The sequence below is a fragment of the Brachybacterium tyrofermentans genome (assembly GCF_014897585.1).
Lineage (GTDB): Bacteria > Actinomycetota > Actinomycetes > Actinomycetales > Dermabacteraceae > Brachybacterium > Brachybacterium tyrofermentans.
Window position 1 is genome coordinate 229406 of the sequence record NZ_JABUXW010000001.1, and the last position, 24886, is coordinate 254291.

Annotated in this window: 19 protein-coding genes; 14 read left to right on the plus strand and 5 right to left on the minus strand. The window is 71.1% G+C overall.

The genetic code is table 11. The annotated features are described in order from the left end of the window. Positions 1 to 81: 81 nt before the first annotated feature. The 5 genes from INT49_RS00965 (at position 82) to INT49_RS00985 (ending at position 6643) form a co-directional block, all read left to right on the plus strand. Positions 82 to 1500: an alpha-amylase family glycosyl hydrolase gene (locus INT49_RS00965; RefSeq protein WP_193115843.1), complete on the plus strand. Its 1419-nt coding sequence runs from the start codon at positions 82 to 84 to the stop codon at positions 1498 to 1500. A gap of 52 nt (positions 1501 to 1552) precedes the next feature. After that, positions 1553 to 1912 (plus strand): hypothetical protein, encoded by a 360-nt coding sequence (locus INT49_RS00970; protein WP_193115844.1) that lies wholly within the window; start codon positions 1553 to 1555, stop codon positions 1910 to 1912. A 206-nt stretch (positions 1913 to 2118) separates the two neighbouring features. Next, complete coding sequence (locus INT49_RS00975; RefSeq protein WP_226849567.1) at positions 2119 to 4131, plus strand: ABC transporter ATP-binding protein; 2013 nt, start codon at positions 2119 to 2121, stop codon at positions 4129 to 4131. After that, positions 4128 to 5939 (plus strand): ABC transporter ATP-binding protein, encoded by a 1812-nt coding sequence (locus INT49_RS00980; protein ID WP_193115845.1) that lies wholly within the window; start codon positions 4128 to 4130, stop codon positions 5937 to 5939. The genes INT49_RS00975 and INT49_RS00980 overlap by 4 nt, the downstream gene beginning before the upstream one ends. A gap of 191 nt (positions 5940 to 6130) precedes the next feature. Then, positions 6131 to 6643, plus strand: a complete 513-nt coding sequence (locus INT49_RS00985) for a lamin tail domain-containing protein (RefSeq protein WP_319021461.1) — start codon at positions 6131 to 6133, stop codon at positions 6641 to 6643. An 87-nt stretch (positions 6644 to 6730) separates the two neighbouring features. On the opposite strand, the gene INT49_RS00990 is transcribed toward INT49_RS00985, so the two are convergent. Beyond that, positions 6731 to 7387 (minus strand): GNAT family N-acetyltransferase, encoded by a 657-nt coding sequence (locus tag INT49_RS00990; protein WP_193115847.1) that lies wholly within the window; start codon positions 7385 to 7387, stop codon positions 6731 to 6733. Between the two features lie 134 nt (positions 7388 to 7521). On the opposite strand from INT49_RS00990, the gene INT49_RS00995 reads away from it, so the two are divergent. Beyond that, the gene (locus INT49_RS00995) at positions 7522 to 8151 is read left to right on the plus strand and encodes a pyroglutamyl-peptidase I (RefSeq protein ID WP_193115848.1); all 630 of its coding nucleotides are present in this window, start codon (positions 7522 to 7524) and stop codon (positions 8149 to 8151) included. A 969-nt stretch (positions 8152 to 9120) separates the two neighbouring features. Here INT49_RS00995 and INT49_RS01000 read toward each other — a convergent pair. Together INT49_RS01000 and INT49_RS01005 are read right to left on the minus strand one after the other, a co-directional pair. After that, the gene (locus INT49_RS01000) at positions 9121 to 10038 is read right to left on the minus strand and encodes a rhomboid family intramembrane serine protease (RefSeq protein WP_193115849.1); all 918 of its coding nucleotides are present in this window, start codon (positions 10036 to 10038) and stop codon (positions 9121 to 9123) included. 154 nt (positions 10039 to 10192) lie between these two features. Next, complete coding sequence (locus INT49_RS01005; protein WP_193115850.1) at positions 10193 to 11347, minus strand: winged helix DNA-binding domain-containing protein; 1155 nt, start codon at positions 11345 to 11347, stop codon at positions 10193 to 10195. Positions 11348 to 11559: 212 nt separating this feature from the next. Here INT49_RS01005 and INT49_RS01010 point away from each other — a divergent pair, with 212 nt between their 5' ends. The 3 genes from INT49_RS01010 to INT49_RS01020 all read left to right on the plus strand — a co-directional run bounded on the left by INT49_RS01010 (position 11560) and on the right by INT49_RS01020 (position 16154). Then, entirely contained in the window at positions 11560 to 13758 is a 2199-nt protein-coding gene (locus tag INT49_RS01010) for an MMPL family transporter (RefSeq protein WP_319021462.1), read from the plus strand. 219 nt (positions 13759 to 13977) lie between these two features. Then, the gene (locus INT49_RS01015; RefSeq protein WP_193115851.1) at positions 13978 to 14847 is read left to right on the plus strand and encodes a VIT1/CCC1 transporter family protein; all 870 of its coding nucleotides are present in this window, start codon (positions 13978 to 13980) and stop codon (positions 14845 to 14847) included. Positions 14848 to 14951: 104 nt separating this feature from the next. Further along, a complete protein-coding gene (locus tag INT49_RS01020) occupies positions 14952 to 16154 on the plus strand; it encodes a hypothetical protein (protein WP_193115852.1) in 1203 nt (400 codons plus the stop codon). Positions 16155 to 16265: 111 nt separating this feature from the next. Here the strand turns inward: INT49_RS01020 and INT49_RS01025 are convergent, their stop codons facing one another. Beyond that, positions 16266 to 16802 (minus strand): peptidylprolyl isomerase, encoded by a 537-nt coding sequence (locus INT49_RS01025; RefSeq protein WP_193115853.1) that lies wholly within the window; start codon positions 16800 to 16802, stop codon positions 16266 to 16268. A gap of 260 nt (positions 16803 to 17062) precedes the next feature. On the opposite strand from INT49_RS01025, the gene INT49_RS01030 reads away from it, so the two are divergent. The 5 genes from INT49_RS01030 (at position 17063) to INT49_RS01050 (ending at position 23391) form a co-directional block, all read left to right on the plus strand. Beyond that, positions 17063 to 17851 (plus strand): hypothetical protein, encoded by a 789-nt coding sequence (locus tag INT49_RS01030; RefSeq protein ID WP_193115854.1) that lies wholly within the window; start codon positions 17063 to 17065, stop codon positions 17849 to 17851. Positions 17852 to 17885: 34 nt separating this feature from the next. Beyond that, a complete protein-coding gene (locus tag INT49_RS01035) occupies positions 17886 to 18581 on the plus strand; it encodes a GNAT family N-acetyltransferase (RefSeq protein ID WP_193115855.1) in 696 nt (231 codons plus the stop codon). Between the two features lie 74 nt (positions 18582 to 18655). Beyond that, positions 18656 to 18985, plus strand: a complete 330-nt coding sequence (locus tag INT49_RS01040) for a hypothetical protein (protein WP_193115856.1) — start codon at positions 18656 to 18658, stop codon at positions 18983 to 18985. A gap of 11 nt (positions 18986 to 18996) precedes the next feature. Next, positions 18997 to 19935 (plus strand): tRNA glutamyl-Q(34) synthetase GluQRS, encoded by a 939-nt coding sequence (gene gluQRS / locus INT49_RS01045; protein WP_193115857.1) that lies wholly within the window; start codon positions 18997 to 18999, stop codon positions 19933 to 19935. Positions 19936 to 20154: 219 nt separating this feature from the next. After that, positions 20155 to 23391 (plus strand): YhgE/Pip domain-containing protein, encoded by a 3237-nt coding sequence (locus tag INT49_RS01050; protein WP_193115858.1) that lies wholly within the window; start codon positions 20155 to 20157, stop codon positions 23389 to 23391. Between the two features lie 58 nt (positions 23392 to 23449). Here the strand turns inward: INT49_RS01050 and INT49_RS01055 are convergent, their stop codons facing one another. Continuing rightward, a complete protein-coding gene (locus tag INT49_RS01055; protein ID WP_193115898.1) occupies positions 23450 to 24886 on the minus strand; it encodes a UDP-glucose dehydrogenase family protein in 1437 nt (478 codons plus the stop codon).

The window sequence follows — 24886 nt, forward strand, 5'->3', positions numbered from 1 at the left end:
TGATCGCTCCAGGGGTCGAGGGGCGCCGCGAGAGGGAACCGGCGCAGTGCCCATTCAACACGTCCCGCCTACGATGGGCGCATGAACACGACTGCGCCGTCCGCACCGAGCTGGATCCGCGACGCGATCTGCTGGCAGGTCTACCCGCTGGGCTTCTGCGGCGCGCCCCAGCACCGCGAGGACCTGGGCGGGGAGGGCTACGGCGGCGCCGACGGCGAGAACGTCGTGCACCGGCTGCGACGCCTGACCGGGTGGCTCGACCATCTCGTGGGCCTCGGCGCGAACGTGCTGGTCCTCAACCCGATCTTCGACTCCGTCTCCCACGGCTACGACACCCTCGATCATCGCCGCCTCGATCCGCGCCTGGGGAACGACGCGGACTTCGAGGCGCTGATCGCGGGCTGCCGGGAACGGGGCATCCGCCTCGTGCTCGACGGCGTGTTCAACCATGTCTCCGATCAGCATCCGATGGCGCGTCGGGCGATATCCACCGGCCCGGGCAGCCCCGAGGGCGCCCATATTCGCTGGTCCGGGGACCAGCCCTACGGGTTCGAGGGCAACGCCGACCTGGTGGAGCTGGAGCTCGGTGACTCCGTGGTGCAGGACGCGATCGTGGACGTCATGTGCCTGTGGCTGGACCGCGGGGTCGACGGCTGGCGGCTGGATGCGATGTACGCCGCGGGGGCCGACGCCTGGGCGACGATCATCGAGCGCGTGCGCGCCGCGCACCCCGACGCATGGATCCTCGGCGAGGTCATCCACGGCGACTATCCCGCGTTCGCCGCGGCCTCCGGCGCGGACTCGGTCACCCAGTACGAGCTGTGGAAGGCGATCTGGTCCGCGCTGCGCGACGAGAACCTCTTCGAGCTCGCCCACGCGCTGGGTCGCCACCAGGAGTTCCTCGAGGCTGACGGGGGCGCGCACCCGCTGACCTTCGTGGGCAACCACGACACCACCCGCATCGCCTCCCAGCTCACCGACGGCCGAGACCTCGCCGCCGCCTATGCACTGCTGGCCCTGCTGCCCGGCATCCCTGCTGTCTACGCGGGGGACGAGTTCGGGGCCACCGGGATCAAGGAGGAGCGCGCCGGCGGCGACGACGCGGTGCGCCCGTCGTTCCCCGAGGACCCTGCCGAGTCCGCCGCCGGAACCCATCCTGCAGTGCTGCGCCCCGAGGCGTCCCCGAGGATCCTCGAGGTGCACCAGCGACTCCTCTCGCTGCGCCGGCGCGAGCCATGGCTCGCCGAGGCGAACGTCGCGGTGCGCGAGGAGACCCTCGAGAACACCTACGCCGAGATCGTGCTGAGCCCCCGTGGCGACGAGGACAGCGCCGACGGCGGCGAGCGTTCCGCACTCACCCTCGTGCTGAACCTCGGCGACGAGGACCGGCCCGCTCCCGGCGAGGTGGTCGAGTCCGTCAGCGGCGCCGACATGCTCGACGGCGTGGGCCCGGCGGCATCGGGCGTGGTGCCCGCGCACGGCATCGCCGTGGTGCGGTGACGGGCTGCGCTGCTTCAGAGACCGCACACCAACCCGGCGTAGGCTCCCGGCCATGAGCATCACGATCAAGCCTGCCGAATCCGTCAACACCGCCTCCGTCGTCACCGCCGGACTGATCGGCGGCTGGCTGACTGCCCGCGAGACCGGGATCCGTCCGCTGGGCGGCGTGGTGCTCGCCGCCGCCGGGATCTACGCGGGGCGCACCTGGCTGGCCCGTCGCGGACCCGGGACCACGGCCGTGCTCGGCGCGACCTACGTGCTCGGCTTCGGCCTCTCGCACCCGCTCGCGAAGAGGATCGGCTCCTGGCCCGCCGTGCTCACGGTGACCGCGGCCGCTGCGGGCGCGTCCGCGGTGCTCTCCGACGCCGCCTACAGCGAGTGGAGTCCAGTCGAGCCGGCCGACGAGACCTGAGAACGGAGCGAAGCCTCCAACAGGTGACGACCCGCCCGCGCCGTGATCGCCATGAACGAGGCCGGGGCGACGTGCAGGGCTGCGGTGGAATCGGTGATCGACGCACAACGCGCCCGTAATGCGCTATCGATCGTCGGGATAGTTGACTAGGCTAAGACTTCGTCCCGACCGCCGGGACAGCGCAATCCCTGAGGACTCCTTTCCCCATGCTCGGCACCATGAGCCGCCTCTGGCAGACGGTCCGCCCTATCCGATTCCGCCTCTACCTGGGCCTGCTCAGCGCCCTCACCGCGTCCCTCGTGGCGCTGATGATCCCGCAGGTCCTCGAATACCTCGTCGACCAGCTCGCGACCGACGCCGTCGCCGCCACCATCTGGACCGGTGGCGCGATCGTGCTCGGCCTCGGCGTCGTCGAAGCCGCCCTGATCTGGATGCGCCGCACCTTCGCCGTCTCGCCGTCGACCACAGTCGAGAAGCTCATCCGCGTGGACTTCTATCGCAAGGTCCAGAACATGCCGGTCTCCTTCCATGACGCCTGGGGATCCGGCCAGCTGCTCTCGCGCATGCTCACCGACATCAACCAGATCCGCCGCTGGATCGCCTTCGGCATGATCATGGCGGTGACCAGCGCCGTCACCATTGTCGTCGGCATGATCCTGCTGTGGCGCTCCTCCGCGATCCTGGCCATCATCTTCTTCCTGGCCGCGGTGCCGGTCTCCGTGATCGCCTACCGCTTCAATCGCAACTTCTCGATCCTCTCGCGCCGCTCGCAGGACCAGAACGGCGACCTGGCCACCACGATCGAGCAGTCCGTCCAGGGCATTCGCGTGCTCAAGGCCTTCGGGCGCGGTCCCACCGCCCTGGACGGCTTCACCGAGCAGGCCGAAGAACTGCGGATGACCGAGGTGCGCAAGGCAACCGCCATCGCGCGCTTCGACATGTTCATGTTCACGCTGCCCGAGCTCGCCCTCGGCGTGGCCCTGCTCGTCGGGCTGTATCAGACCGCGAACGGGGCGATCAGCACCGGTCAGCTCGCCTCCTACTTCGCGACTGCCACCCTCGTCGTGGGCCCGGTGCGTCAGCTTGGCATGCTGCTGGGCCAGGCCGTCAACGCCACCACCGCGCTCGATCGTCACTACGAGGTGATGGACGAGACGAACCGGATCACCTCCCCGGAGCATCCGGTCGAGGTGGATACGGCCCACGCCACCGGCGCCGTGCGCCTGCAGGGCGTCCATTTCCGCTTCGAGGACGCTCCGGACCACGTGTCCGACGTGCTCGACGAGGTGGATCTCGAGATCCGTCCCGGCGAGACCATGGCCTTGGTGGGCGTGACCGGCAGCGGCAAGTCCACCCTGTTGCAGCTGATTCCGCGCCTGTATGACGTCACCGCCGGGACGATCACGATCGACGGGGTCGAGATCCGCGACATGGACCTGCGGGACCTGCGCACCCTCACCGCCTTCGCCTTCGAGGACGCCACCTTGTTCTCCGACTCAGTGCGGGTCAACGTGCTGATCGGTGCGGACCAGTCGCTGTCCGAGGACGAGCGGGAGGAGCTGCTCGAACTTGCGCTGCGCACGGCCGACGCCAGCTTCGCCTTCGACCTGCCCGAGGGCGTCGACACCCCCATCGGCGAAGAGGGCATGAGCCTGTCCGGTGGCCAGCGCCAGCGGCTCGCGCTCGCCCGCGCGATCGCCGCTCGCCCGGCGGTGCTGCTGCTAGACGACCCGCTGTCGGCCCTTGATACCAAGACGGAGGAGACCGTCACCTCCCGCCTGCGCGAAGTGCTCGACGGGACGACGACCCTGATCGTCGCCCACCGCACCTCGACCGTGGCCCTCGCCGATCGCGTCGCCCTGCTGGACCGTGGCCGCCTGGTCGCCGTCGGCACTCACAAGGAGATGATGGAGACCTCGGCCCGCTACCGCTGGGTGATCGCGAACCAGGAGGAAGAGGTCCGCCGCGACCAGGACATCGTGACCCTGACCGGGGAGCTCGACCTGCGCGCGATCCAGGACGCTGGTGGTACTGACGACGAAACTCCGGGCACGCCGCCTGGCCCAGACAGACCAGCCGGATCTGACGGCCCCAACGGCCCGGGGGACGCAGACAATCCGCGACGCCACGAGCCGACTGTGACCGCAGGGATTCCGTCCGTCGGCGGCCAATCGTCAGAGCAGACCTCAGAGCAGACCAGTGGGGAGGAGGGCCGATGAGCACGACGACCGTTGATCAGAACGACGACGAGCAGCAGACACCTACCGACGCACAGGAGACCGCTACCCGGAACCGCTCCTTCGCGCTCCTGGGTGAGCTCGTCTCACCGGTGAAGGGCCAGTTCGCGGTGATGGCGCTCATGGTCGTCGTCGCACAGCTCGCGGTGGTCGCGGGCCCCGCGATCATCGCCTGGGGCATCAACGTCGGCCTGCCCGAACTGATCGCCGGCAATCCGACCCCGGCCATCCAGGCCGCCGCGCTCACCATCGGCGCAGCGATCGTCGGCGGCATCCTGACCTTCGGGTACGTACGCCAATCCGTCGTCGTCGGCCAGAAGATGCTGCTGGCGCTGCGGCGGCGCGTCTTCCGCTTCACCCAGCGCCAGGACCTCGAATTCCACGAGTCGTACACCTCCGGCCGCATCGTCTCGCGGCAGACCTCCGATATGGAGGCGCTGCGCGAGCTGCTCGACTCGGGCGTGAACGTGATGGTCGGCGCCTCGCTGGCCATGGTGTTCACGATCGTGCTGATCGTGAAGATGGACTGGGTCACCGGCGTGGTCATGCTGTTGATGCTGATCCCCTGCGTCCTGCTGACGATGTGGTTCCAGAAGCGCTCGCGCATCGAATACCGCGCGATCCGCACCCACTCCGCACGGCTGATCGTCCACTTCGTCGAGGCCATGGCCGGTATCCGCGCTGTGAAGGCCTTCCGCAAGGAGGACCGCAACCAGAAAGAGTTCGACACCCTCGCCCAGGACTACCGCGACGCCTCGATGCGCTCGATCCGGGTGTTCGGCATCTACCAGCCGGCGCTGCGCATCCTCGCCAACGTGACCATCGCCGCCGTGCTGGTCGTCGGCGGCTTCCGAGTTCTGTCCGGCGACCTCGGGGTCGGGACCCTGGTCGCGCTCGTGCTGTACTCGCGGCGCTTCTTCCAGCCGGTCGACGAGATCGCGAACTTCTACAACGCCTTCCAGTCCGCGGTGGCCGCGCTCGAGAAGATCGCGAACCTGCTCGCGGTGCAGCCTCACGTCAAGGAGTCCGGGAACCCCACCCCCCTGCTCGCCGCGAGCGGCCAGGTGGACTTCGAGGACGTCGCCTTCCGGTACAGCGAGGACGCCCCGCTGGTCCTGCAGCCGATGGACCTGCACATCCCGGCCGGGCAGACCGTCGCTCTGGTGGGCCAGACCGGCGCCGGCAAGTCCACCGTCGCGAAGCTGATCTCCCGCTTCTACGATGCGACCGAGGGCAGCGTACGGCTGGACGGGGTGGACCTGCGGGACATCTCCATGGAGGACCTGACGCGCAACATCGTCATGGTCACCCAGGAGGCGTACCTGTTCTCCGGGACCGTCGCGGACAACATCGCCCTGGGCAAGCCCGGGGCGAGCCGCGATGAGATCGAGGGGGCCGCCCGGGCCATCGGGGCGGATTCCTTCATCGAGCAGCTGCCCTACGGCTACGACACCGACGTGAACAAGCGCGGCGGGCGTGTCAGCGCGGGGCAGCGTCAGTTGATCTCCTTCGCACGCGCCTTCCTCGCGGATCCCCGCGTGCTGATCCTCGACGAGGCCACCAGCTCGCTGGACATCCCGTCGGAGCGCATGGTGCAGGAGGGGCTCACGAAGCTCCTCGGGCACCGCACCTCGCTGATCATCGCCCACCGCCTGACCACGGTGATGATTGCCGACCGGGTGCTCGTGGTGCACGGCGGCGAGGTCGTCGAGGACGGTTCACCCACCGAGCTCGTCGCCGAGGGCGGGCGCTTCGCCGCGCTCTACCAGGCCTGGCAGGACTCGATGTGAGACGCCGGGCGGCGGAGCCTCCGCCGCCCGGCTATGACGCTCGGCACAACGCGTGCCAACCGGGTCCGGTGCGGCCCCCGGCTTGCTAGATTCCGCTCATCCGCCGGTCCTTCCGACGCTGCGGGCCATTGCTGTCCCCCTCTGTCGTTCGCCCGACGCGATTGCGTAGGCCGCTCCCCTTGGAGTCCCCTGTGCTCACTGCCTTCTCCGGCCGCGCCCGGAATCTTCCCGTCCTCCTCGCCGTCGCCGCGCTGCTGCTGACGCTGTTCGCCGCGGCCCCTTCCGCTGAGGCCGCGACGGTGAAGCCCCTGGACATCACCACCATGCACTACGACCCGGCGGGGTCCGACAAGGCCAACAACACCGGGTACAACAAGGAGTACATCGTCCTGAAGAACACCGGGACGAAGACCCTCACCCTCACCGGCTACACGCTGCGGGACAACGGGCCCCAGAAGTTCGCCTTCCCCAAGGGCACGAAGATCGCTCCCGGCAAGACCCTGACGATCAGGTCCGGGAAGGGGAAGAACTCCGCGTCGACCCTGTACTGGAACAAGGCCTCGTACATCTGGAACAACACCGGCGACACCGCGCGCACCTACGACGCGAAGGGCCGCCTGCTGGAGTCCTGCACCTACAAGGGAGGCGTGCGCAAGGCGACGAAGACCGCGGCCCGCACCACCGCCACCACCGCGTACTGCTGAGCCCTCGCGGCGCGGTGGGCGCAGCACTCACCGCTCCGCGTGCGGAGCGCTCTGGGGCGTGGTCCTCGCCTCGCGGGGGCCGACGCCTCAGGCGCCGAGCAGTGCTCGCAGCTCTGCGGTGACTCCTGCGACCTCCACCGGCACGCCCGGCCGACGGAAGGTCTCGGGGGTCACCAGGAACCGCTGCTCCTCCACGACCGGGCCCGGCAGCGTGGACATTTGGGTGCCGTTGTCGACATAGCCGCAGCTGCGGGAGACGCCGAAGGACTCGTCGTTCCCGATCGCCGCCGAGGATTCGGCCCGCAGCGCCCCGAGGTGGTCGAAGGCGAGCACCAGCATCGCCTGGCGCATCAGCTTCCCGTACCCCTTGCCGTGGGCATCGAGGGTGAGCCAGGAGCCGGAGGTGACGGTGCGCCGCTCGGCGAAGCGGACCGCCGAGATGTCCTGGCAGCCGATCAGGCGACCGTCCGCCCAGATTCCGAGCGGCAGGGTCCAGCCCTCCGGGGAGATCTCGCTGCGCAGGCGCCACTGGAAGCTGAGGGCGTTGCGCACGCGCACCTCGGGCTCTGCCCGGTACCACCAGAACATCGCCGGGGACTGCGGGTCCGCGAAGATCGGCCGACGCAGCAGCTCGGCGTACTCCGCGAGGTCGGCGTCCTTGAGCGGGCGCAGCGTGAGGTCCCCGGCGCGCAGGGTGAGGGCGAAGGGCGGATGGAGGACCTCGAGGCGCTGCGCTGAGCTCATCGGAAGATCCTAGCGCCGCCAGCAGGGCCGATCGCGCGATCAGCAGGGCCTTTCACCGGCATCTGCGGTGCCGGTCGCCGGATTCGGCAGGGCCGATCGCGGCAGCGCCCGGCCGCCCCGCCTACGCTGTCACCATGACCATCGACGTGCTGCTCTCCGGCTTCTCCCCCTTCGACGGAGCGGCGACGAACGAGTCCTGGGAGGCGGTCTCCGTCGCGGCGCCGCAGCTGCGCGAGCGCGGGGTCACGGCGGTGGAGCTCGAGCTGCCGGTCGAGTTCGGCCGGGCCGGGGAGCTGCTCGCCGCCGCCGTCCGTGAGCATCGGCCGCGCCTCGTGCTCGCCACAGGTCTCGCGGCAGGTCGCTCGGGCATCACGCCGGAGCGGGTGGCGGTCAACGTGCGCGATGCCCGGATCCCCGACAACGCCGGAGCCGCCCCGATCGACGTGCCGGTGGTGCCGGGCGGACCGGTCGGCTACTTCAGCACGCTGCCGATCAAGGCGATGGCGGCCTCCCTGGCGGCCGACGGCATCCCGGGCGCGGTCTCGCAGACCGCGGGCACCTACGTGTGCAACGACGTCTTCTACCTGCTCCAGCACCTGCTCGCCGAGGATCCCGAGCTCGCAGGGATCCGTGGCGGCTTCGTCCACGTCCCCCCGGCCGACGCAGTCGACGTCCCCACCGCAGGGCGAGCGCTGGCAGGGATGGCCGAGGTGGCGCTGCGCACCGACGTGGATGTCTCCCTCACGGGCGGCGCCGAGCACTGAGGCATTTGAGGCTCGGGGTCGGGGTCGGGGGCTCGGGGCTCGGGGCTCGGGGCTCGGGGCTCGGAACAGCAGTGCAGCCGCTGCGTCAACCACCCCGGCCGGATCGGGACGATTCTGCTTCGCGCGGTGTGCATACCCGGCTCTTCAGGGTTGAGCGTGGACGCGCCGGTGGTGCGGGGTAGCAGGGGATGGACGTCGAGGTTCCCGATGATGGTCGGCCGCCGCATCGCCCGAGGATCACGGAACGTCGAGCACTACCGCCTCCGAATGCGCCTCATCACCGGCGGGCTCGACGCCCCCCACTCAACTCTGAAGAGCCGCATATCCGGTGCAACAGCGGTCCGAACGCACGAGAAACCACCCTCTCCCCCTCCCCAGAGAAAGTTGTCCACAGAGTTATCCACAGTCGTGGACGAATGACAGACATGTAGTTCCGCAGGTACAGCGGATAACCCGGGCGTGTCGCGCCCGGCGCCGAGGCGGTCGGAGGGTCCGTCGGCCCGGGGTTGAACAACTCCCCCAATAACCCCGACGCAATCACATACAGCCAGGTCACATAGTTATTGCCGAACGGTAGCTTTCTGCCTCCGGTGATGACTCCGGACGTTTCCGCAGGCCGCACGGCAGCGTTCCGGGCGGTGACCATGCGCACTCCGTGGGTCCGCCGCGCAAGCTGTCCCCACTGTCCGTCCACAGCGGATCCCCGGTTTTCCACAGCGAGAGGCGGTCATCCCCAACCATCCGCCGAGTTATCCCCAATTTCGTCCACAGCTGGGGAAAACCACACGTGTGTAGTTCGCAGATCACGGAGGAGGCGGCGGAGGAACCGTGCTACAGGGAGTTGCCGACGGTCGGCCCGGCGACGCAGAAGGGCCGGAGCGGCCCTCTCGCCGCCCCGGCCCTCCCAGTGCTCCGGCCCTCCCGGTGCTCCCTGCAACGCCCGTCGCCGGCGGCAGAGCCGCTCCGCTGCTACAGCGCGAGCGCCGACAGAGTCTTCACCACGATCAGCACCACGCACAGCACCACGGCGCCCGCCACCACCGCGGAATGCAGGGCCGCGGAGCGTCGGGCCAGAGCCTGCCGGTCCGCTCCCGGGGTGGCCTTGGGGCGCAGCGCGAACATCCCCGCCGTCACCGCGGCGCCGAGCACCAGTCCGCCCAGGTGGCCCTGCCAGGAGATGTTGGGGATCGTGAAGGTGATGACGAGGTTCAGGCCGATCAGCACCAGGATCTGGGCGGTCTGCCCGCCCAGGTGCCGGTTCACGATGAACATCGCGGCGAACAGGCCGAACACGCCGCCGCTGGCCCCGAGGGTGCCGGTGTACCAGGCCTGCCCGAGGGGGTCGGCGAGCAGATAGACGGCGGTGTGCCCGCCCAGCACCGAGACCAGGTAGACCGCGGAGTAGCGGACGTGACCGAGGGTCTGCTCGAGGTACTGCCCCACCATCCACAGCGCGTACATGTTCAGCGCCAGGTGCATGATCCCGCCGTGCAGGAAGCCGGCGGTGAAGAAGGTCCACGGCATGGCCAGCGCTCGGAAGGGGGCGAAGAGCCCCAGCTGCTCCACGATGTGCGGGGCGACCATCTGCCCGAGATACGCGAGGACGCACAGGGCGATCAGCGTGTAGGTGACGTACGGGGTGCGCTTGCCGATTCCGGCGCCCATCGCATTGCGGGGCCGGGTGGAGGCCTGCTGCCGGGAGAGCTCCCGCTCGCAGTCCACGCAGAGCACGCCCACAGCGGTGGGCCGCTGGCAGTCCGGGCAGGCCGGGCGGTCGCAGCGCTTGCAGCGCACGTAGCTCACCCGGTCGGGATGACGAGGACAGACCGGCTGATCCTGGGATTCCGGGGTGTCCTCGGCGCTGTAGCCGTAGCTGGGTCTCTCCATGGGGTCATTCCATCACGCGGGCCTGGGTCGGCCCCGAATGGAAGGCGGCGCGGAGGGCACGGCGCCGTCGAGCCGGCAGCCTGACCGCGCCGAGCCGACTGCACCGCCGGAGAGCGGCGACGTCGGAGAGCTGCGATGTCGGAGAGCTGCGCCGTCAGGCCGAGGTGTACGGGAACGCCGTGAAGAGCGACTCGAACCGGCGCAGCTGCGTCGCGCTCACCGGCCGCACCTCCTGGAGCACGAGCTTCCGCTTCCCGGCCGGCCCCTTGCGGCTCCACACGCCCACCACCTCGCCCCGACGCACCGCCGCGCGCTTGAACACCCCGTTGTTGCCGGGGACCAGGGCGTGGTGGCGTTCCTTGTCCATCAGGAACAGCCGATCGCGGTAGCCGAGCACGAGCTCGTCGAAGCCCGGCAGCAGCAGCTCCTGCATCGTCTCCCGCTCGCCGGCCGCGTACTCCTCGGCGAGACCCGGCCGCCACCACAGCCGGTCGCCGTCGCCTCCGCGCGCCGCATCGGCGGTGGCGTGCAAGAGCCCCTGCCGGTCGGCGAACCCGCTCTCGAGCTGTCCGTCCAGCAGCGGCATCGCAGCCCGGATCTTCCCCAGCGGCAGCTTCGTCCACCAGGCGAGGTCCCGTTCCCCTGCAGGCCCGTGGGTGGTGAAGTAGCGCCGGGCGAGCTCGGCGACGGCCGCGACCTCGTCGCCATTGAAAGCGCCCTCGAGATCACTGCCGGCGGGCAGCCAGCTCTTCGCCAGCACCACGGCCGTCTCCCCGTCTCGCCAGGGCCCGTAGGCGACGATCCCGAAGGAGATCAGCTCGCTGAGCAGGTGGTATCCGCGACCCTGGGCGGTGCTGATGCCGGCGGCCTCCCACGCCTCCAGCAGCTCCTTGCGCAGCACTCCCCGGCCGCTGCCCGGCGTCGAGTGCTCCCCGGCGATCTCCTCGAGCACGGACTGGGCCCCGTCGACATGGTGGTCCTCGAGCTCGAGCTGCCCGCGCCTCAAGATCGCCGCCCGCAGCGGACCGCCGGCGCAGAGCTCGGTGAGCCAGGCCAGGGTGTCCGCGGCGACGGCGAAGACGGTGCCGCGCATCGGATAGCCGCGCACGATCTCGCCGCGGTCGAAGGCGGCGAGCACGTCGGCGAGCTCGCCGCGGCTGCGCAGCGCGAGGGAGGCCATCACTCCGGCCAGGTCCTGCCCCTGATGGGCGCCGAAGGCACGGGCCACCTCGACGGGCCCCTCCCAGCGGGGCTCCCCCGCGAGGCCCTGGGCGAGGATGCGGGCTCCGGCGAGGTGTCGCTGCGTCATGGGGCGAGCGTAATGGCCGGGAAGCGGCAGGGAGGCAATGGGAAAGCAACCCTGAAGCACGGAGAAGCGCAGAGAAGCGACCGGGAGACGGCGGGCCGGAGGATCCATCGAACGGTTGATCCGCTCGCTCGCCGGTCTCCATAGCGTGGAAGCACCCGACCACGGGACAGCCTCCAGGCTGCCACCAGCGGTCTCCACCCGAAGGAACCACAGTGCCTGCATCCACGCCCGTCACCCATCGCCCGGCCGGCGATCCCGCCGTCGCCGGGGACACCACCGGCAGCGCCGCCCCGTCGGGTGCGGCCGACGCCCCCACCGGCCGCGTCGGCCGCGTCGCCGACCGGATCGCCTCCACCCTCACCGGCCGCCGCTCCGCCTGGGCGGTGCTCGCGATCTCCGTGGTGGTGCTGCTGGCCATCATGGGCGGCATGCGCGGCTCCGGGCCCGCCGCCGGCATGGACGCGCTGCCGGAGACCTCCGAGTCCTCCCGCGCCGCCGCGATCGCCGACACCATGGAGGGCAACCGCTACCAGCCCGTGTTCGCCGTGATCACCCGGGCCGACGGCGGCGCGCTCACCGCGCAGGACACCGCCGCGGTCGAGACTCTGCGCGCCGACCTCGCCGAGGTGTCCGGCCGCGAGGCGATCGGGCCCATGCCCGCCGAGGACGGCGAGGCCGATCTGGTGATGACCACGGTCGACTCCCAGGCGGACAAGGACACGATCGACGCGATGGTCACGGACCTGCGCGCCGCCGCCGGAAGCTCCGCCCCCGCCGAGCTCACCGTCTCGATCACCGGCGGCCCGGCCGTCGGCTCCGACATCCGCGGCGCGTTCGCGGGCGCGAACTTCACGCTGCTCGCGGTCACCATCGCCGTGGTCGCCGTGCTGCTGCTGCTCACCTACCGCTCCCCCGTGCTGTGGCTGGTGCCGCTCGCGGTGGTGACCCTGGCCGACGGCGCCGCCGGCGCGGTCACCAGCACCCTGGGCGAGCAGTTCTCCCTCGCCTTCGACGCCGGGGTGATCAGCGTGCTGGTCTTCGGCGCCGGCACCAACTACGCCCTGCTGCTGATCTCCCGCTACCGCGAGGAGCTGCACGCCCACGCCGACCACCGCGCCGCTCTGCGCACCGCCTGGCTCCGCACCGCCCCCGCGATCATCGCCTCCAATGTCACCGTGGTGCTGGCGCTGATGACCCTGCTGGCGGCCGTCATGCCCGCCACCCGAGGGCTCGGGATCGCCGCCGCGGCCGGTCTGCTGATCGCCCTGATCGCCGTGCTTTTCCCGCTCACGGCACTGCTGGCCGTCGTGGGCCGCCGCGTGTTCTGGCCCTTCGTGCCGAAACCGGAGACCACTGAGACCACTGAGACCACAGCCACCCGTGGCGACGACGCCGAGCACGGCCCCTTCGCGGCCGTGGCCCGCACCGTCACCCGCCGCCCCGCCGTGGCCGCCGTGGTCTCCGTGCTGCTGATGGCGGTGCTGGCCACCGGTCTGCTGGGCACTCGCGTGGGCCTCGCGCAGGACGAGCAGTTCGCCTCCGCCAATGAGTCCTCCACCGGCTTCGCCGCAATGGCCGAGCACTACGGCGCCGGCGAGAGCGCACCGCACCAGATCGTGGTGCGCGAGGCCGCCGCCGAAACCGCCGTGGAGACCGCCGAGGAGGTGCCCGGCATCGACCGTGCCAGCATCAGCGGCACCACCCCGGACGGCTGGGCCGTGCTCTCCGCCGTCGGCACCGCGCAGCCGGAATCTCCGGAGGCGATCGACGAGGCCTCCGACCTGCGGGACGCCCTGCACTCCCTCTCCGGGGCCGACGCCCTGGTGGGCGGGACCACGGCGAGCGCCATGGACGTGCGCACCGACTCCACCCGCGACCTGCTGGTGGTGGCCCCGATGATCCTCGTGGTCGTGCTGCTGGTGCTGATGGTGCTGCTGCGGGCCGTCATCGCCCCGCTGGTGCTGCTCACCGTGAACGTGGCGAGCGCCGTGGCCGCGATCGGGCTGGGCCTGTGGGCCGGGCGCCTGCTCTTCGACATCCCGGCACTGGATGTGACCGTGCCGCTGCTGGCCTTCCTGTTCCTGGTGGCGCTCGGCGTGGACTACACGATCTTCCTGGTCCACCGGGCCCGTCACGAGGCCGCGACGCACGGGACCACGCAGGGCATGGTGCGGGCCGTCGGCTCCACCGGAGTGGTCATCACCAGCGCCGGCGTGGTGCTCGCCGCGGTGTTCGCAGCGCTCGGAGTGCTGCCGCTGGTGGTGCTGGGGCAGCTGGGCCTGATCGTGGGCCTCGGCGTACTGCTGGACACCCTGCTGGTGCGCACCGTGCTGGTGCCGGCCCTGTTCGCCCTGATCGGGGACCGCATGTGGTGGCCCACCCGCCCGGCGGCCGCGCAGCTCAGCGTCTGAGGGCTGGAGCGCTGCAGCGCGGAAGCGCAGAAACACCTGAAGTCGCAGACCCCCGAGGCCCTGGCCCGGGGGTCTGCGGCGTTGCCGGCCCGGCTCGTACGACCCTCATATGGGAAGCCTGCCCTGCCCTCATTTGGCAAGATCCACCTCTCGTTATTGCAGGTCAGCGTAGCCTTACCTTGCTTGTTTGGACATAGTCCAGAGAGCTAGAGTGCTGGTATGAGCCTCGTCGACACGCCTTCCCCCATCGCGACCCAGACCGTCGAGCCCCTGCCCGTGAAGCCCCAGTCAGTCGCGTCTCAGCCAGTCGCGTCCCAGTCCGTCGCGCCTCAGTCCGTCGAGCCCTCGACCACAACCTCCCCCGCAGCGTCCTCAGCTCTGCGCGGCCCGTCCGCCCAGGAGGAGCAGCGCACCGCGCGCTCCGAGCATGTGAACCGGCTGCGCGCCGGGGTGCTCGGCGCGAACGACGGCATCGTCTCCGTCGCCGGGCTCGCGGTGGGAGTCGCCGGCGCCACCACTGACACCCGCTGGCTGCTGATCGCCGGGCTCGCCGCCCTGATCGCCGGCGCGCTGTCGATGGCGATGGGCGAGTACGTCTCCGTCTCCACCCAGCGCGACACTGATCGCGCCCTGATCGCTCGCACCCGCGCCGATCTCGCCGCCCAGCCCGAGCGGGAGCACCGCCATCTGGTCGAGGCCCTCACCGAGACGGGGATCCCGCAGGACGTGGTGGGCTCCGTCGCGGAGTCCCTGGAGCGCCACGATGCGCTCGGGGCGCACACCCGCTTCCGACACAACGTCGAGGACGGCGCCGTGGTCTCGCCCTGGGGCGCGGCGATCACCTCCCTGATCTCCTTCTCGATCGGCGGCGCGATCCCGCTGCTGGCGATCCTCGCCTCCCCGGCCGTGCTGCGGCTGCCGGTGACGATGCTCGCGGTGGTCGTCTCGCTCGCAGCGCTGGGCGTGGTCAGCGCCCGCCTCGGCCAGGCGACTGCCGGCCGGGCCACCCTGCGCACCATCGCCGGAGGCCTGCTCGCGATCGTGGTCACCTACGGCATCGGCGCCGCGCTCGGGGCGTTCATCGCCTGAGCACTGCGCGGATGAGGAGCGCATTCACCAGGTGCCAATTTTCTCCACAGGCGCGAGAAAGCTACCCTGGCCTGCGACCCCACCCTTGATGAAAGCGCTCCACGATGCCTCGACGCCTGCTCCCTGCCGCCGCTCGCCCCGACACCCTCGCCCGCCGCGGCGTGCTGCTCTCAGCGCCTGCTCTGCTGCTGGCCGGCTGCGGACTGCTCCCCTCCGACAAGGAGGACGAGGCTCCGCAGGGCGCGGCCGACGGTGCAGAGGGCGCCGAGGGTACGGGCGGCGACGGCGCGAGCTCCGCGCCGGACCCGGCCACCTCCGCCACCGTGGACCTCACCGCGGTCGAGGTGACGGACGAGGTCATCGCCGGCGGGCTGATGACCCGCCTGGAGGACTCCGAGACGCTGCTGCACCCCTACGCGCAGGTCACCGTGACGGCCACAGCCCTGCTCGACAGCCTCACGGCCGATCAGTACACGGCGCTGACCGGCGAGGAGGCTCCGCTGCCGGATGGCGCCGACCTGTCCGGCGAGGAGTCGCCCGCCACCACCCTGCTGCCCGGCAAGCTGAAGAAGTTCCTGCTCACGGCCTGGGAGTCGACGGATCCGGGCTGGACCCCGGACCCCTCCAACGCCTCCACGGAGCTGCACCTCACCGTGGGCGGGAATGAGGAGATCCGGGTGGACAGCACGCGCAAGGGGGATGCGGAGCGCAGCGGCATCGTGCTCGCCGTCGTGGACGCCACACCGGAGGCGGCCGCCGTGGCCGTCCGCGCCACGACGGGGGACGGCGCCCAGGAGATCTCCCTGATCGACGGGACGATCCTCACCACCCCGGCCCCGCGGATGTACGAGCGCGGCCTCGAGGTGCAGATCTCCGAGGCCGGGGCCCTCGAGACCCAGATCCCGGACGGCTTCGGCCAGGACGTCATCACCCTGCGCGGCACCGTCGAGGAGGCGTACCTGTCCCCCTTCGTCGCTGCGAGCGTGGGCCACGGCGGGGACCTCGGCTGGGCGCAGGAGGATGAGATCCACCTGGTCGTCCCGCTGAGCTGGGAGAGCGACTACTCCGCGAACGTCGAAGACCGCACCGAGGTGCGCCTGCTCCTGCCCGACGGCACCGAGCTGCACCCCGCACAGAGCCAGGCCACCATGTTCTCCAACAGCCATGCCGATACCGTCGCCACCTTCACGATCCCGGCCGCGCTGGACACCGCCACCCTCGAGATCATGCCGCGCTTCGGCCAGGGCTTGGACCAGGAGTTTGAGCAGGTCGAGGAGACGCTCACCGCGAAGCTCACCTTCGCCTGAGCGCCCGAGGCGCCGGGAATGACGTCGGCGCCGCCGCATCCGGCCAGAGCCAAGACTGCGACGGCGCCGAGCGCGCGTTGAGCGAGGGAGCGCTGGGAAGCGCTCATGGCCTCACTTCTCGATGGTCACCGAGTTGATGACGACGTCCTCGAGCGGACGGTCACGCATGTCGGTCTTGACGGCCTCGATCGCGTCGACGACCTTCTTGGAGTCCTCGTCGGCCACGACGCCGAACACGGTGTGCTTGCCCTGCAGGTGCGGGGTGGGACCCACGGTGATGAAGAACTGCGAACCGTTGGTGCCGGAGGGCTGACCGGTGATCGCATTGCGACGCTTGCCGGCGTTCGCCATGGCCAGCACGTAGGGCTCGTTGAAGTTCTTCTCCGAGATCTCGTCATCGAAGGTGTAGCCGGGGCCGCCGGTGCCGGTGCCCAGCGGGTCGCCGCCCTGCAGCATGAAGCCGGAGATGATGCGGTGGAAGACGACGCCGTCGTAGAAGGGGCGGGTCACCTTCTCGCCGGACTCGGCGTCGGTGAACTCGCGGGTGCCCTCGGCGAGGCCCACGAAGTTGTCGACGGTCTTGGGGGCGTGATCGGGGAACAGCTCGAGACGGATGTCCCCGTTGGTGGTGTGAAGAGTTGCGAACATGCGCTCATCTTCCCACAGACCCCGCACCGGGCACCGGGAGCCCGCCCCGGAGCCGCCGTGGGAGCCGTACGCCCTCAGCGGACACCCGCTGTGCCCTGGCCCGACCGCTCGGCAGGGCGCAAACCTGACCTTTGCCCGAGGACCGCACATACTCGCTCGCGTTAGAGTTGTGCCACACGGGTCATGACGTCCGCTCGGACGCCTTGGCCCAGGGACCACCGTCGGCCCGACCCGGCGGATTCGACCGAAAGGGGAACCTCATGGCGCTGACCACCAAGCGTGAGTCCAAGAAGGCCAAGAAGCAGGCCGAGAAGACCGCGGCCGCCGCAGGCTCGACCGCACAGAGGGCCGAGAAGGCCGTGGAGGAGCTCCAGAAGCTCGCCGCGACCGTCGGCCCGGTCGTGTCCGAGGGCGCTCGCGAGGCCCGCTCGCGCGCCACCGGCCTCGTGGACCAGTACGGCCCGGGCGTCGAGGAGCGCTTCCGCCAGCAGGGCGAGAAGTTCTCCGAGCTGTCCTCGAACCTCGGCCCGCGCGCCGACAAGTTCAAGCAGGACGTGCAGGACGACTACATCCCGCGCGCCCGCAAGACCGCCGAGACCACCGGGTCCGTGCTGAAGGCCGCCGTCGACGCGGCCCGTGGCGAGCTCGAGAAGGGCCAGGGCGACATCAGGTCGGCCGCGCTCGCCCCGACGCCCGCCCCGAAGAAGAACCGCGCCGGCAAGGTGCTGCTCGTCCTCGGGCTGGCCGCCGCCGGCGCCGCTGCGGGCTACATCGCCTGGCAGAAGACGCGTCCGGTCGAGGACCCGTGGGCACCGCCCGCGGACTTCGCCCGTGCGCACTACCCGGCCTCCGCCTCGAGCGAGGACGACTCCTCGACCGTCTCGGACACCGTCGGCTCGGCCGACGCCGGCGACGTGGCGCAGGCCCTCAAGGGCGAAGACCGCTCCTCGGACACGACCCCCAAGGAGGTCAAGGTCGATTCCGACCTCGACCAGAGCAACGGCGCCACGGACGACGAGAAGCGCGGCAACCACCGCAGCGACATCTGAGTCCCGGCTCAGCACGCTGACCGCGGAGCATTCCGTGCACGGCGCGGCGACCCCGTCCTTCGACGGTGGTCGTCGCGCCGTTCTGCTGCGCACCGAGCGCCTGCTGCTGGCTCCCGTGGCCGAGAGCGATCTCGAGGAGCTGTTCGCGCTGCATGCGAACCCTCTCGCCTTCGCCGACGACCTCACCGAGCCGCTCACCGACCGCGAGCAGATGCGCTGGGTGCTGCAGCAGTGGATCCGGGCCTGGCAGGAGCATGGGACCGGGTATCTCACGGTGCGCCCCACTGCAGTGGGGTCGGTGCGCGGACGCACAGCGGACGACGGCACCGCAGCGGACACGACGACCGCCGACACCGCAGCGCGGGCAGCGGCCAGAACAGCGCCCGACAACGCTGCGGCGAGAGCGCTCACCACGCGGGACTCGCTGCTGGGCGTCGTCGGCCTCACCCCGCTCGCATTCGAGGGCGGGCATGTCCTCAGCGCCTACTGGCGCCTGGACCCCGCAGTGACAGGGTGCGGCATCGCCACCGAGGCGGTGCGCGCCGTGCTCGCAGACCCCCGGCTCGGCGCTCGAGATCAGAAGGTGATCGCCGTGACCGCTGCGGGCAACCGCCCCTCACTCGCCCTCGCCGCGCGGCTCGGCTTCCTCCGCTCCGAGCAGGAGGCGCCCGGCGGGCGCACAGGCGATGTGCTGCTCGTTCGTCGGCCGGAGGACGAGGCGGGCACGTAGGGTGCCGGTGACGACCCGCGGAGAGGACCCTGCCGCCGATGACGACGGCAGATCGCACAGGGAGAGTGACCAGCATGCGCAGAGACCGTCTCCGCCCCGGTGGCATCCCGTCCCTGCCCGAGTACTTCCCCGGAGCGAACGAACGGGTCACCGGCATCGAGATCGCCGCGGAGGCCGACTCGACCAGCCTGATGGAGGAGCGCACCGATCCGTCGTTCCTGGAGACCGGACGGATGGAGATCGTGCTCCCGCCGTCGGGGGGTGATGCCGGGGCCAGCCCCACGGCCGACGAGCACGACCGCAGCTCGGAGCCCCTCGAGCAAGACAGCAGCCCCACGGCCGACGAGCATGACGGCAGCGCCACTGCCAGCGAACCCGACGGCGAATCGACAGGCCCCGCCTAGACTCGGATCCCATGGATGCCCCGCCGCTGTCGACCTCGTCCCCGACCTCCGGCGCGGGCCGTTACGCCCCCTCCCCCAGCGGTGACCTGCATCTGGGAAATCTGCGGACGGCGATCCTCGCGTGGGTGCTGGCACGCCGCAGCGGGCGCGCCTTCCGCCTGCGCATCGAGGACCTGGACCGCGTGCGGGAGGGCTCCGAGCAGCGCCAGCTGGAGGATCTCACCGCGCTCGGACTGGACTGGGACGGCGAGGTGGTGCGGCAGTCCGCGCGCGGCACCGCCTATGACGCGGCGATCGAGCACCTGCGCGCTCATGACCAGGTGTTCGAGTGCTACTGCACGCGTCGGGAGATCCTCGAGGCGCCGAGTGCGCCGCACGCCCCGCCGGGGGCCTATCCCGGCACCTGCCGGGACCTCACCGAGGCCGAGCGGGAGGCGGGCCGCGAGCGGATGAGGCAGCTGCGACGCGAGCCCGCCCTGCGTCTGCGCGCCGACGTCACCACCTGGACCGTGCAGGACCTGTGGGCCGGCGAGGTGCACGGCACGGTGGACGACCTGGTGCTGCGTCGCGGCGACGGGGTGGTGGCGTACAACCTCGCGGTCGTCGTGGACGATGCGGCCGCCGGCGTGGACCAGGTGACCCGCGCCGATGACCTCCTCAGCTCCGCACCCCGCCAGGCCCACCTCGCCCGGCTGCTCGGGCTGACAGAGCCCCGCTATGCGCACGTGCCGCTCGCCGTGAACCCCGCCGGGGCGCGCCTGGCGAAGCGGGACGGTGCCGTGACCCTGCGCGATCGCCTCGAGCTCGGTGAGAGCACGGCGGACGTCGTCGGACGGATCGGGGAGTCGCTGGGCCTGCCCGGGTGCCGCACCGCGTCCGACGTGCTCGAGCGCTGGGACCCGTCGGCCCTGCCGCGCGAGCCCTGGATCGTGGACCTGCCCGACCGCTAGGTCGCCGCCGGCGCGACCCGCGGCCTCGCAGAGGGCCCTGGAGGCCATCTCCCAGCGCGCTAGGCACCCGCCCCCTCATCGAGCTGGGGGTACACCGTCCGGCAGACGCTGTCGATCCCGAATTCACCAGGCCATGCAGAGGGTCGGCACGTTTTCCACACCACACTTCGACGCCGAGTGGAGCAAACCTCGATACACGAATGTATCGTGTTGCTCGTGATGGGATTCCTCCGAACGCTACTGACCGCCCTGTCGACCGCATTGTCGACCGCGGTCCACGCCATCATCTCCTCGATCGCCTCCGCCGCCCGCTCCCTCGGACGCGGCACCGCCGCGGCCGGACGCGGGGCTGTCGCGCTGCTGCCCGGGGAGTGGAAGAAGCCGATCGCGGCACTGTTCGTCGTCGGCCTCGCGCTGGTCCCGCTGATCTACTCGGGGAACATGACGTGGTCCTTCCGTGATCCCTCGAACTCCCTGAACCAGATCACCGCCGCGGTGGTCAATGAGGACGAGGGCGCGACGATGACACCGCCCGGCGGCGACGAGACCCATCTGGACGTGGGCGCTGAGTTCACGGACACACTGCTGGACATCGACAAGGAGAACGTCTTCCACTTCGTTGAGGTCTCCCCGGAGGAAGCGCATCGGGGCCTCGAGGACGGCACCTACGGAGCGACGGTGGAGATCCCCTCCGACTTCTCCGAGAACATCGCGGGCCTGGGCGGGGATCCCGAGGACGCCGCCGAGACCGCCCCGGGACTGCTGACCATCACCACCAACGACGCCATCAACTACGTGGGCGGCAACTTCACCAAGTCCGTCGGCACCGCGCTGACGGACTCGCTGCGCGGGAGCGTGCTCGAGGAGTACCTCGACAACATCTACGTGGGCTTCACGACCATCCATGACGGCATCGTCGACGCCGCGGACGGCGCCACGCAGCTCGCCGACGGCTCCTCCGAGCTGCACGACGGCACCGGTGATCTGGTCACCGGGACCAGCGACCTCAAGGACGGCACCAGCAGTCTCGTCGGCGGCGCCGACGAGCTCGCCGACGGGGCCTCCACCCTGCACGGCGGCAGCCTCGACCTGGTGGTGGGCCTGGACCAGCTCTCCGCGGGAGCGGTCGAGCTGCGCGACGGCACTGCCACGCTGAACGCCGGTGCTCAGCAGCTCAGCACGGGCCTGGTGACGCTCGATGAGAAGGGTCGGCCGCTGCGCTCCGGCGCTAACCAGCTCGCCGCGGGCACGGATCAGCTCGCGACCGGCGCGAGCGCCCTGGCCGGAGGCGCCGATCAGGTCGCCGGCGGCACCCAGCAGCTGGACGACACCATCTCCGCCGCGCAGGAGCGCGCCCAGGAGATCGGTGTGACGCCCGAGAGCGTGCAGACCGCGACCGACGACCTCATCGCCGCGATCGACACCCTCGAGGACGCGGCAACCTCCGTCACCGACGCCCTCGAGCAGCCCGGCACCGACGCGGAGTCGCTCGCGAGCTCGATGGCCACCCTGAACGAGGCGGCGACCAGCGTCGACGACAGCGCGCAGGCCCTCGCCGCCGACACTGGTGACCGCTTCGAGGACGCCAAGACCCTCCAGGAGGGCGCCACGAGCATTGGCGACGAGGTCGAGACTCTCGACGGGGAGGTCCAGGAGGTCAAGACGGCGACCGGGGACGCCGCCGAGAGCGCCTCGGCCTCGAAGGCCAGCATCGACGACTACACCGCCCGCGTGGACGACCTCGTCGCCGAACAGTGCACCGGCGGCGACGGCGGCGAGGGCGGCAACGGCGACAGCGACGACCCGAGTGACGGCGGTGGAGACGGAGAAGGCGACGGTGGCGCGAGCGATGCCGCACTGTGCGCGGAGCTCGCCGAGCTGTCCGAAACCTCCGAGCCGACCCGGGACGATGCCGACACGGCCGTGACCGATGCGGAGGCAGCCGACGACGCCGCCGCCAAGGCCGCCGAGCGGTCCACGGGCATCGCGGACACCGCCTCCGGGATGTCCACCGCCGCGAACAACATCGTCGACTCCCTCGATGAGCTCTCGACCACGACCAGCACGATCGCCGAGGGCACCTCGCAGGTCGCCGGCACCACCGGCACACTCACCGAGGACGCCTCGGCGCTGGACTCCGCGCTCTCGGACCTGCGAGAGGACGCCGCAGCGGGTACCTCGGATCCCGACCAGGGCACGTCCGCGAGCGATCGCGCCGAGGAGCTCGCCGCACAGGCGCGCACCGCGGCCGCCGCACTGCCCGAGGCCTACGGGACGCTCCAGCAGGGCGCGGACGACGTGCACCGCCTGAACAGCGGTGCGCAGGATCTCTCGACCGGCGCCGGGGAGCTCGCGACGGCGTCCGGCACCGCGAACTCCGGTGCCCAGGATCTCGCCTCCGGGCTGGGCCAGTACACCGACGGCGTGGGCACCGCCCGCTCGGGCGCCGAGGACCTCGCCGACGGCTCCTCGCAGCTCACGGCAGGAGCGGGGACGCTCGCCGACGGTCTCGGCGACGCCAGCTCGGGCGCCGGGGAGCTCGCCGACGGCGCGGGCCGCCTCGACTCGGGCGCCGGAGAGCTCGCCGACGGTGCCGGTCAGGTGGACGACGGGGCCGGCGACCTGGCCGAGGGCGCCGTGACCCTCGATGACGGCGCCGGAGAGCTCGCCGACGGCTCCGCCGAGCTGCGCGACGGCCTGGAGGACTCCAAGGACGACGTGCCCGCCTACACCGACGACGAGAGCGCGGACCTCGCGGAGACGGCGTCGGACCCGGTGCAGATGAGCTTCGAGCGCGCCAACGAACTGTCCCGGTTCGGCGAGGGCCTGGCCCCGCTGTTCCTCGCGATCAGCCTCTGGGTGGGCGGCATGGCCATCTTCCTCATGATGCCGCCGTTCTCCGCCGAGGCCGCCGCCCGCGGGGCGGGGCCGGTGCGTCTGCTCGCCGGCGGCCTGGTCCCGGCTTTCCTGCTGGGACTGGTGCAGACGGCGATCGCCGTCAGCGCGCTGCACTGGGCCGTCGACATCACGATGCGGGACCTGCCGCTGATGTTCGGCCTCGCGGCGCTGACGAGTCTCGTGTTCGTCGCACTGAACCACGGCTTCGGGGCTCTGTTCGGGCCCGTCGGGAAGTTCGTGGCGCTGGTGCTGATCGCCCTGCAGATCTCAGGGGCCGGCGGCACCTATCCCACGCAGACCCTGCCGCAGTTCTTCCAGATCATCCATCCGTACCTGCCGATGACCCACGCCGTGGATGCGTTCCGCGGAGCGATCGGCGGCAGCTGGGTGAATCCGACGGAGGATCTGCTGTGGCTCTCGGGCTGGCTGCTGCTCGGCGTCCTGCTGGGGCTGGCCGGAGCCGTGGTGCAGCGGCGACGCGCCCAGCGGGCCGAGGACGACGCGGACCTGCAGGAGGCCGGCAGCGCGGACGCGGAGGCCGCCCCTGATCCCGCCTGACCTCGTCAGGACTCCCGGAAGGCCTGTTCGGCGTTCTCCACCGTCATCGCCAGGACGCTCAGGCGGGCACGCGCACTCCCGAGGGGGACAGCACGCGACCTGGGGTGATGGCCTCGTCGGAGCTCACCGGACCCTCGGAGGATCCGGGATTCTGGGGCGCTTCCGGCGCCTCGGAATCGGGCCGACCGAGCGCTCGGAACTCCCAACCGGCCTCCCTCCAGGCCTGCGGGTCCAGCACCGCACGGCCGTCGATGATCCGCGGCGAGGCGACCAGGTCGGCAGTGGCCACCGGGTCGAGATCGCGGTACTCGCGCCACTCCGTCAGCAGCAGCACCAGCTCCGCATCGCGCAGGGCCTCTTGGGTGTCCGGGACCGTGCACAGGCCCGGGATGCTCCGCTGCGCCGTGCGCAGCGCCTCGGGATCGGTGACGGTCACCCGGGCCCCGGCGGCCCTCAGCCGGGACGCGACCTCGAGGGCCGGCGAGTCGCGCACGTCGTCGCTGTCCGGCTTGAACGCCGCACCGAGCACCGTGATGCGCCGTCCCTCCAGCCCGCCGAGCGTCTCCTCAGCGAGCGCGACCATGCGGGTGCGGCGGCGTCCGTTGACGGCGTCCACCTCGCGCAGGAAGCCGAGGGCGTCGCCGACGCCGTGGTCCTCGGCGCTGGCCAGGAAGGCCCGGATGTCCTTGGGCAGGCAGCCGCCCCCGAAGCCCAGCCCGGCGCGCAGGAACTTCGCCCCGATGCGGTCGTCCATGCCCAGTGCACGGGAGACATCGGTGACGTCGGCCCCGGTGGCCTCGCACATCTCCGCCACGGCGTTGATGAAGGAGATCTTGGTGGCCAGGAACGCGTTGGCCGAGACCTTCACCAGCTCTGCGGCCTCGTATCCCATCACCAGACGGGTCACGCCGCGCTCGAGGATCGGGGCGTACACGGCGTCGAGCATAGCGACGCGCTCGTCCTGCTCGTCGCCGCTGGGCACGCCGTAGACCAGACGGTCCGGGACGAGGGTGTCCTGGACGGCGAAGCCCTCGCGGAGGAACTCGGGGTTCCACATCAAGCGGGCGCCGTCGACCTGCTCGAGCGTCGCCGCGAGCTCGCGGCTGGTGCCCGCGGGCACGGTGGACTTGCCGACCACGAGCGTCGGGGCGCCGCCTCGGGCGGGGAGCACCTCGGTGAGCGAGGCGATGGCGGAGCGCAGGTGGCCGAGATCGGCGCCCATCCCGTCCGCCAGCTGGGGGGTTCCCAGGCCCAGGAAGTGCACGTCGGCGTCGGCGAGCTCGGCGTAGTCGGAGGTGAAGCGCAGGCGGCCGCTGTCGAGCCCGCGCTGGAGCAGCTCGTCGAAGCCGGGCTCGTGGAAGGGCGCGTGGCCCGCCTGCAGGGCGGCGACGCGGTCACGGTCCACGTCCAGGCCGATCACCTCGTGGCCCAGCTCGGCCATGCTCGCGGCGTGGACGGCACCGAGGTAGCCGATCCCGATCACGGAGATCCTCAG

What these genes read in the sequence shown, in the direction of transcription:
- INT49_RS00965 (WP_193115843.1), top strand. Translation starts at nt 82, where the DNA reads ATGAACACGACTGCGCCGTCCGCACCGAGCTGGATCCGCGACGCGATC.
- INT49_RS00970 (WP_193115844.1), top strand. Translation starts at nt 1,553, where the DNA reads ATGAGCATCACGATCAAGCCTGCCGAATCCGTCAACACCGCCTCCGTC.
- INT49_RS00975 (WP_226849567.1), top strand. Translation starts at nt 2,119, where the DNA reads ATGCTCGGCACCATGAGCCGCCTCTGGCAGACGGTCCGCCCTATCCGA.
- INT49_RS00980 (WP_193115845.1), top strand. Translation starts at nt 4,128, where the DNA reads ATGAGCACGACGACCGTTGATCAGAACGACGACGAGCAGCAGACACCT.
- INT49_RS00990 (WP_193115847.1), bottom strand. Translation starts at nt 7,387, where the DNA reads ATGAGCTCAGCGCAGCGCCTCGAGGTCCTCCATCCGCCCTTCGCCCTC.
- INT49_RS00995 (WP_193115848.1), top strand. Translation starts at nt 7,522, where the DNA reads ATGACCATCGACGTGCTGCTCTCCGGCTTCTCCCCCTTCGACGGAGCG.
- INT49_RS01000 (WP_193115849.1), bottom strand. Translation starts at nt 10,038, where the DNA reads ATGGAGAGACCCAGCTACGGCTACAGCGCCGAGGACACCCCGGAATCC.
- INT49_RS01005 (WP_193115850.1), bottom strand. Translation starts at nt 11,347, where the DNA reads ATGACGCAGCGACACCTCGCCGGAGCCCGCATCCTCGCCCAGGGCCTC.
- INT49_RS01015 (WP_193115851.1), top strand. Translation starts at nt 13,978, where the DNA reads ATGAGCCTCGTCGACACGCCTTCCCCCATCGCGACCCAGACCGTCGAG.
- INT49_RS01020 (WP_193115852.1), top strand. Translation starts at nt 14,952, where the DNA reads ATGCCTCGACGCCTGCTCCCTGCCGCCGCTCGCCCCGACACCCTCGCC.
- INT49_RS01025 (WP_193115853.1), bottom strand. Translation starts at nt 16,802, where the DNA reads ATGTTCGCAACTCTTCACACCACCAACGGGGACATCCGTCTCGAGCTG.
- INT49_RS01030 (WP_193115854.1), top strand. Translation starts at nt 17,063, where the DNA reads ATGGCGCTGACCACCAAGCGTGAGTCCAAGAAGGCCAAGAAGCAGGCC.
- INT49_RS01040 (WP_193115856.1), top strand. Translation starts at nt 18,656, where the DNA reads ATGCGCAGAGACCGTCTCCGCCCCGGTGGCATCCCGTCCCTGCCCGAG.
- gluQRS (WP_193115857.1), top strand. Translation starts at nt 18,997, where the DNA reads ATGGATGCCCCGCCGCTGTCGACCTCGTCCCCGACCTCCGGCGCGGGC.
- INT49_RS01050 (WP_193115858.1), top strand. Translation starts at nt 20,155, where the DNA reads ATGGGATTCCTCCGAACGCTACTGACCGCCCTGTCGACCGCATTGTCG.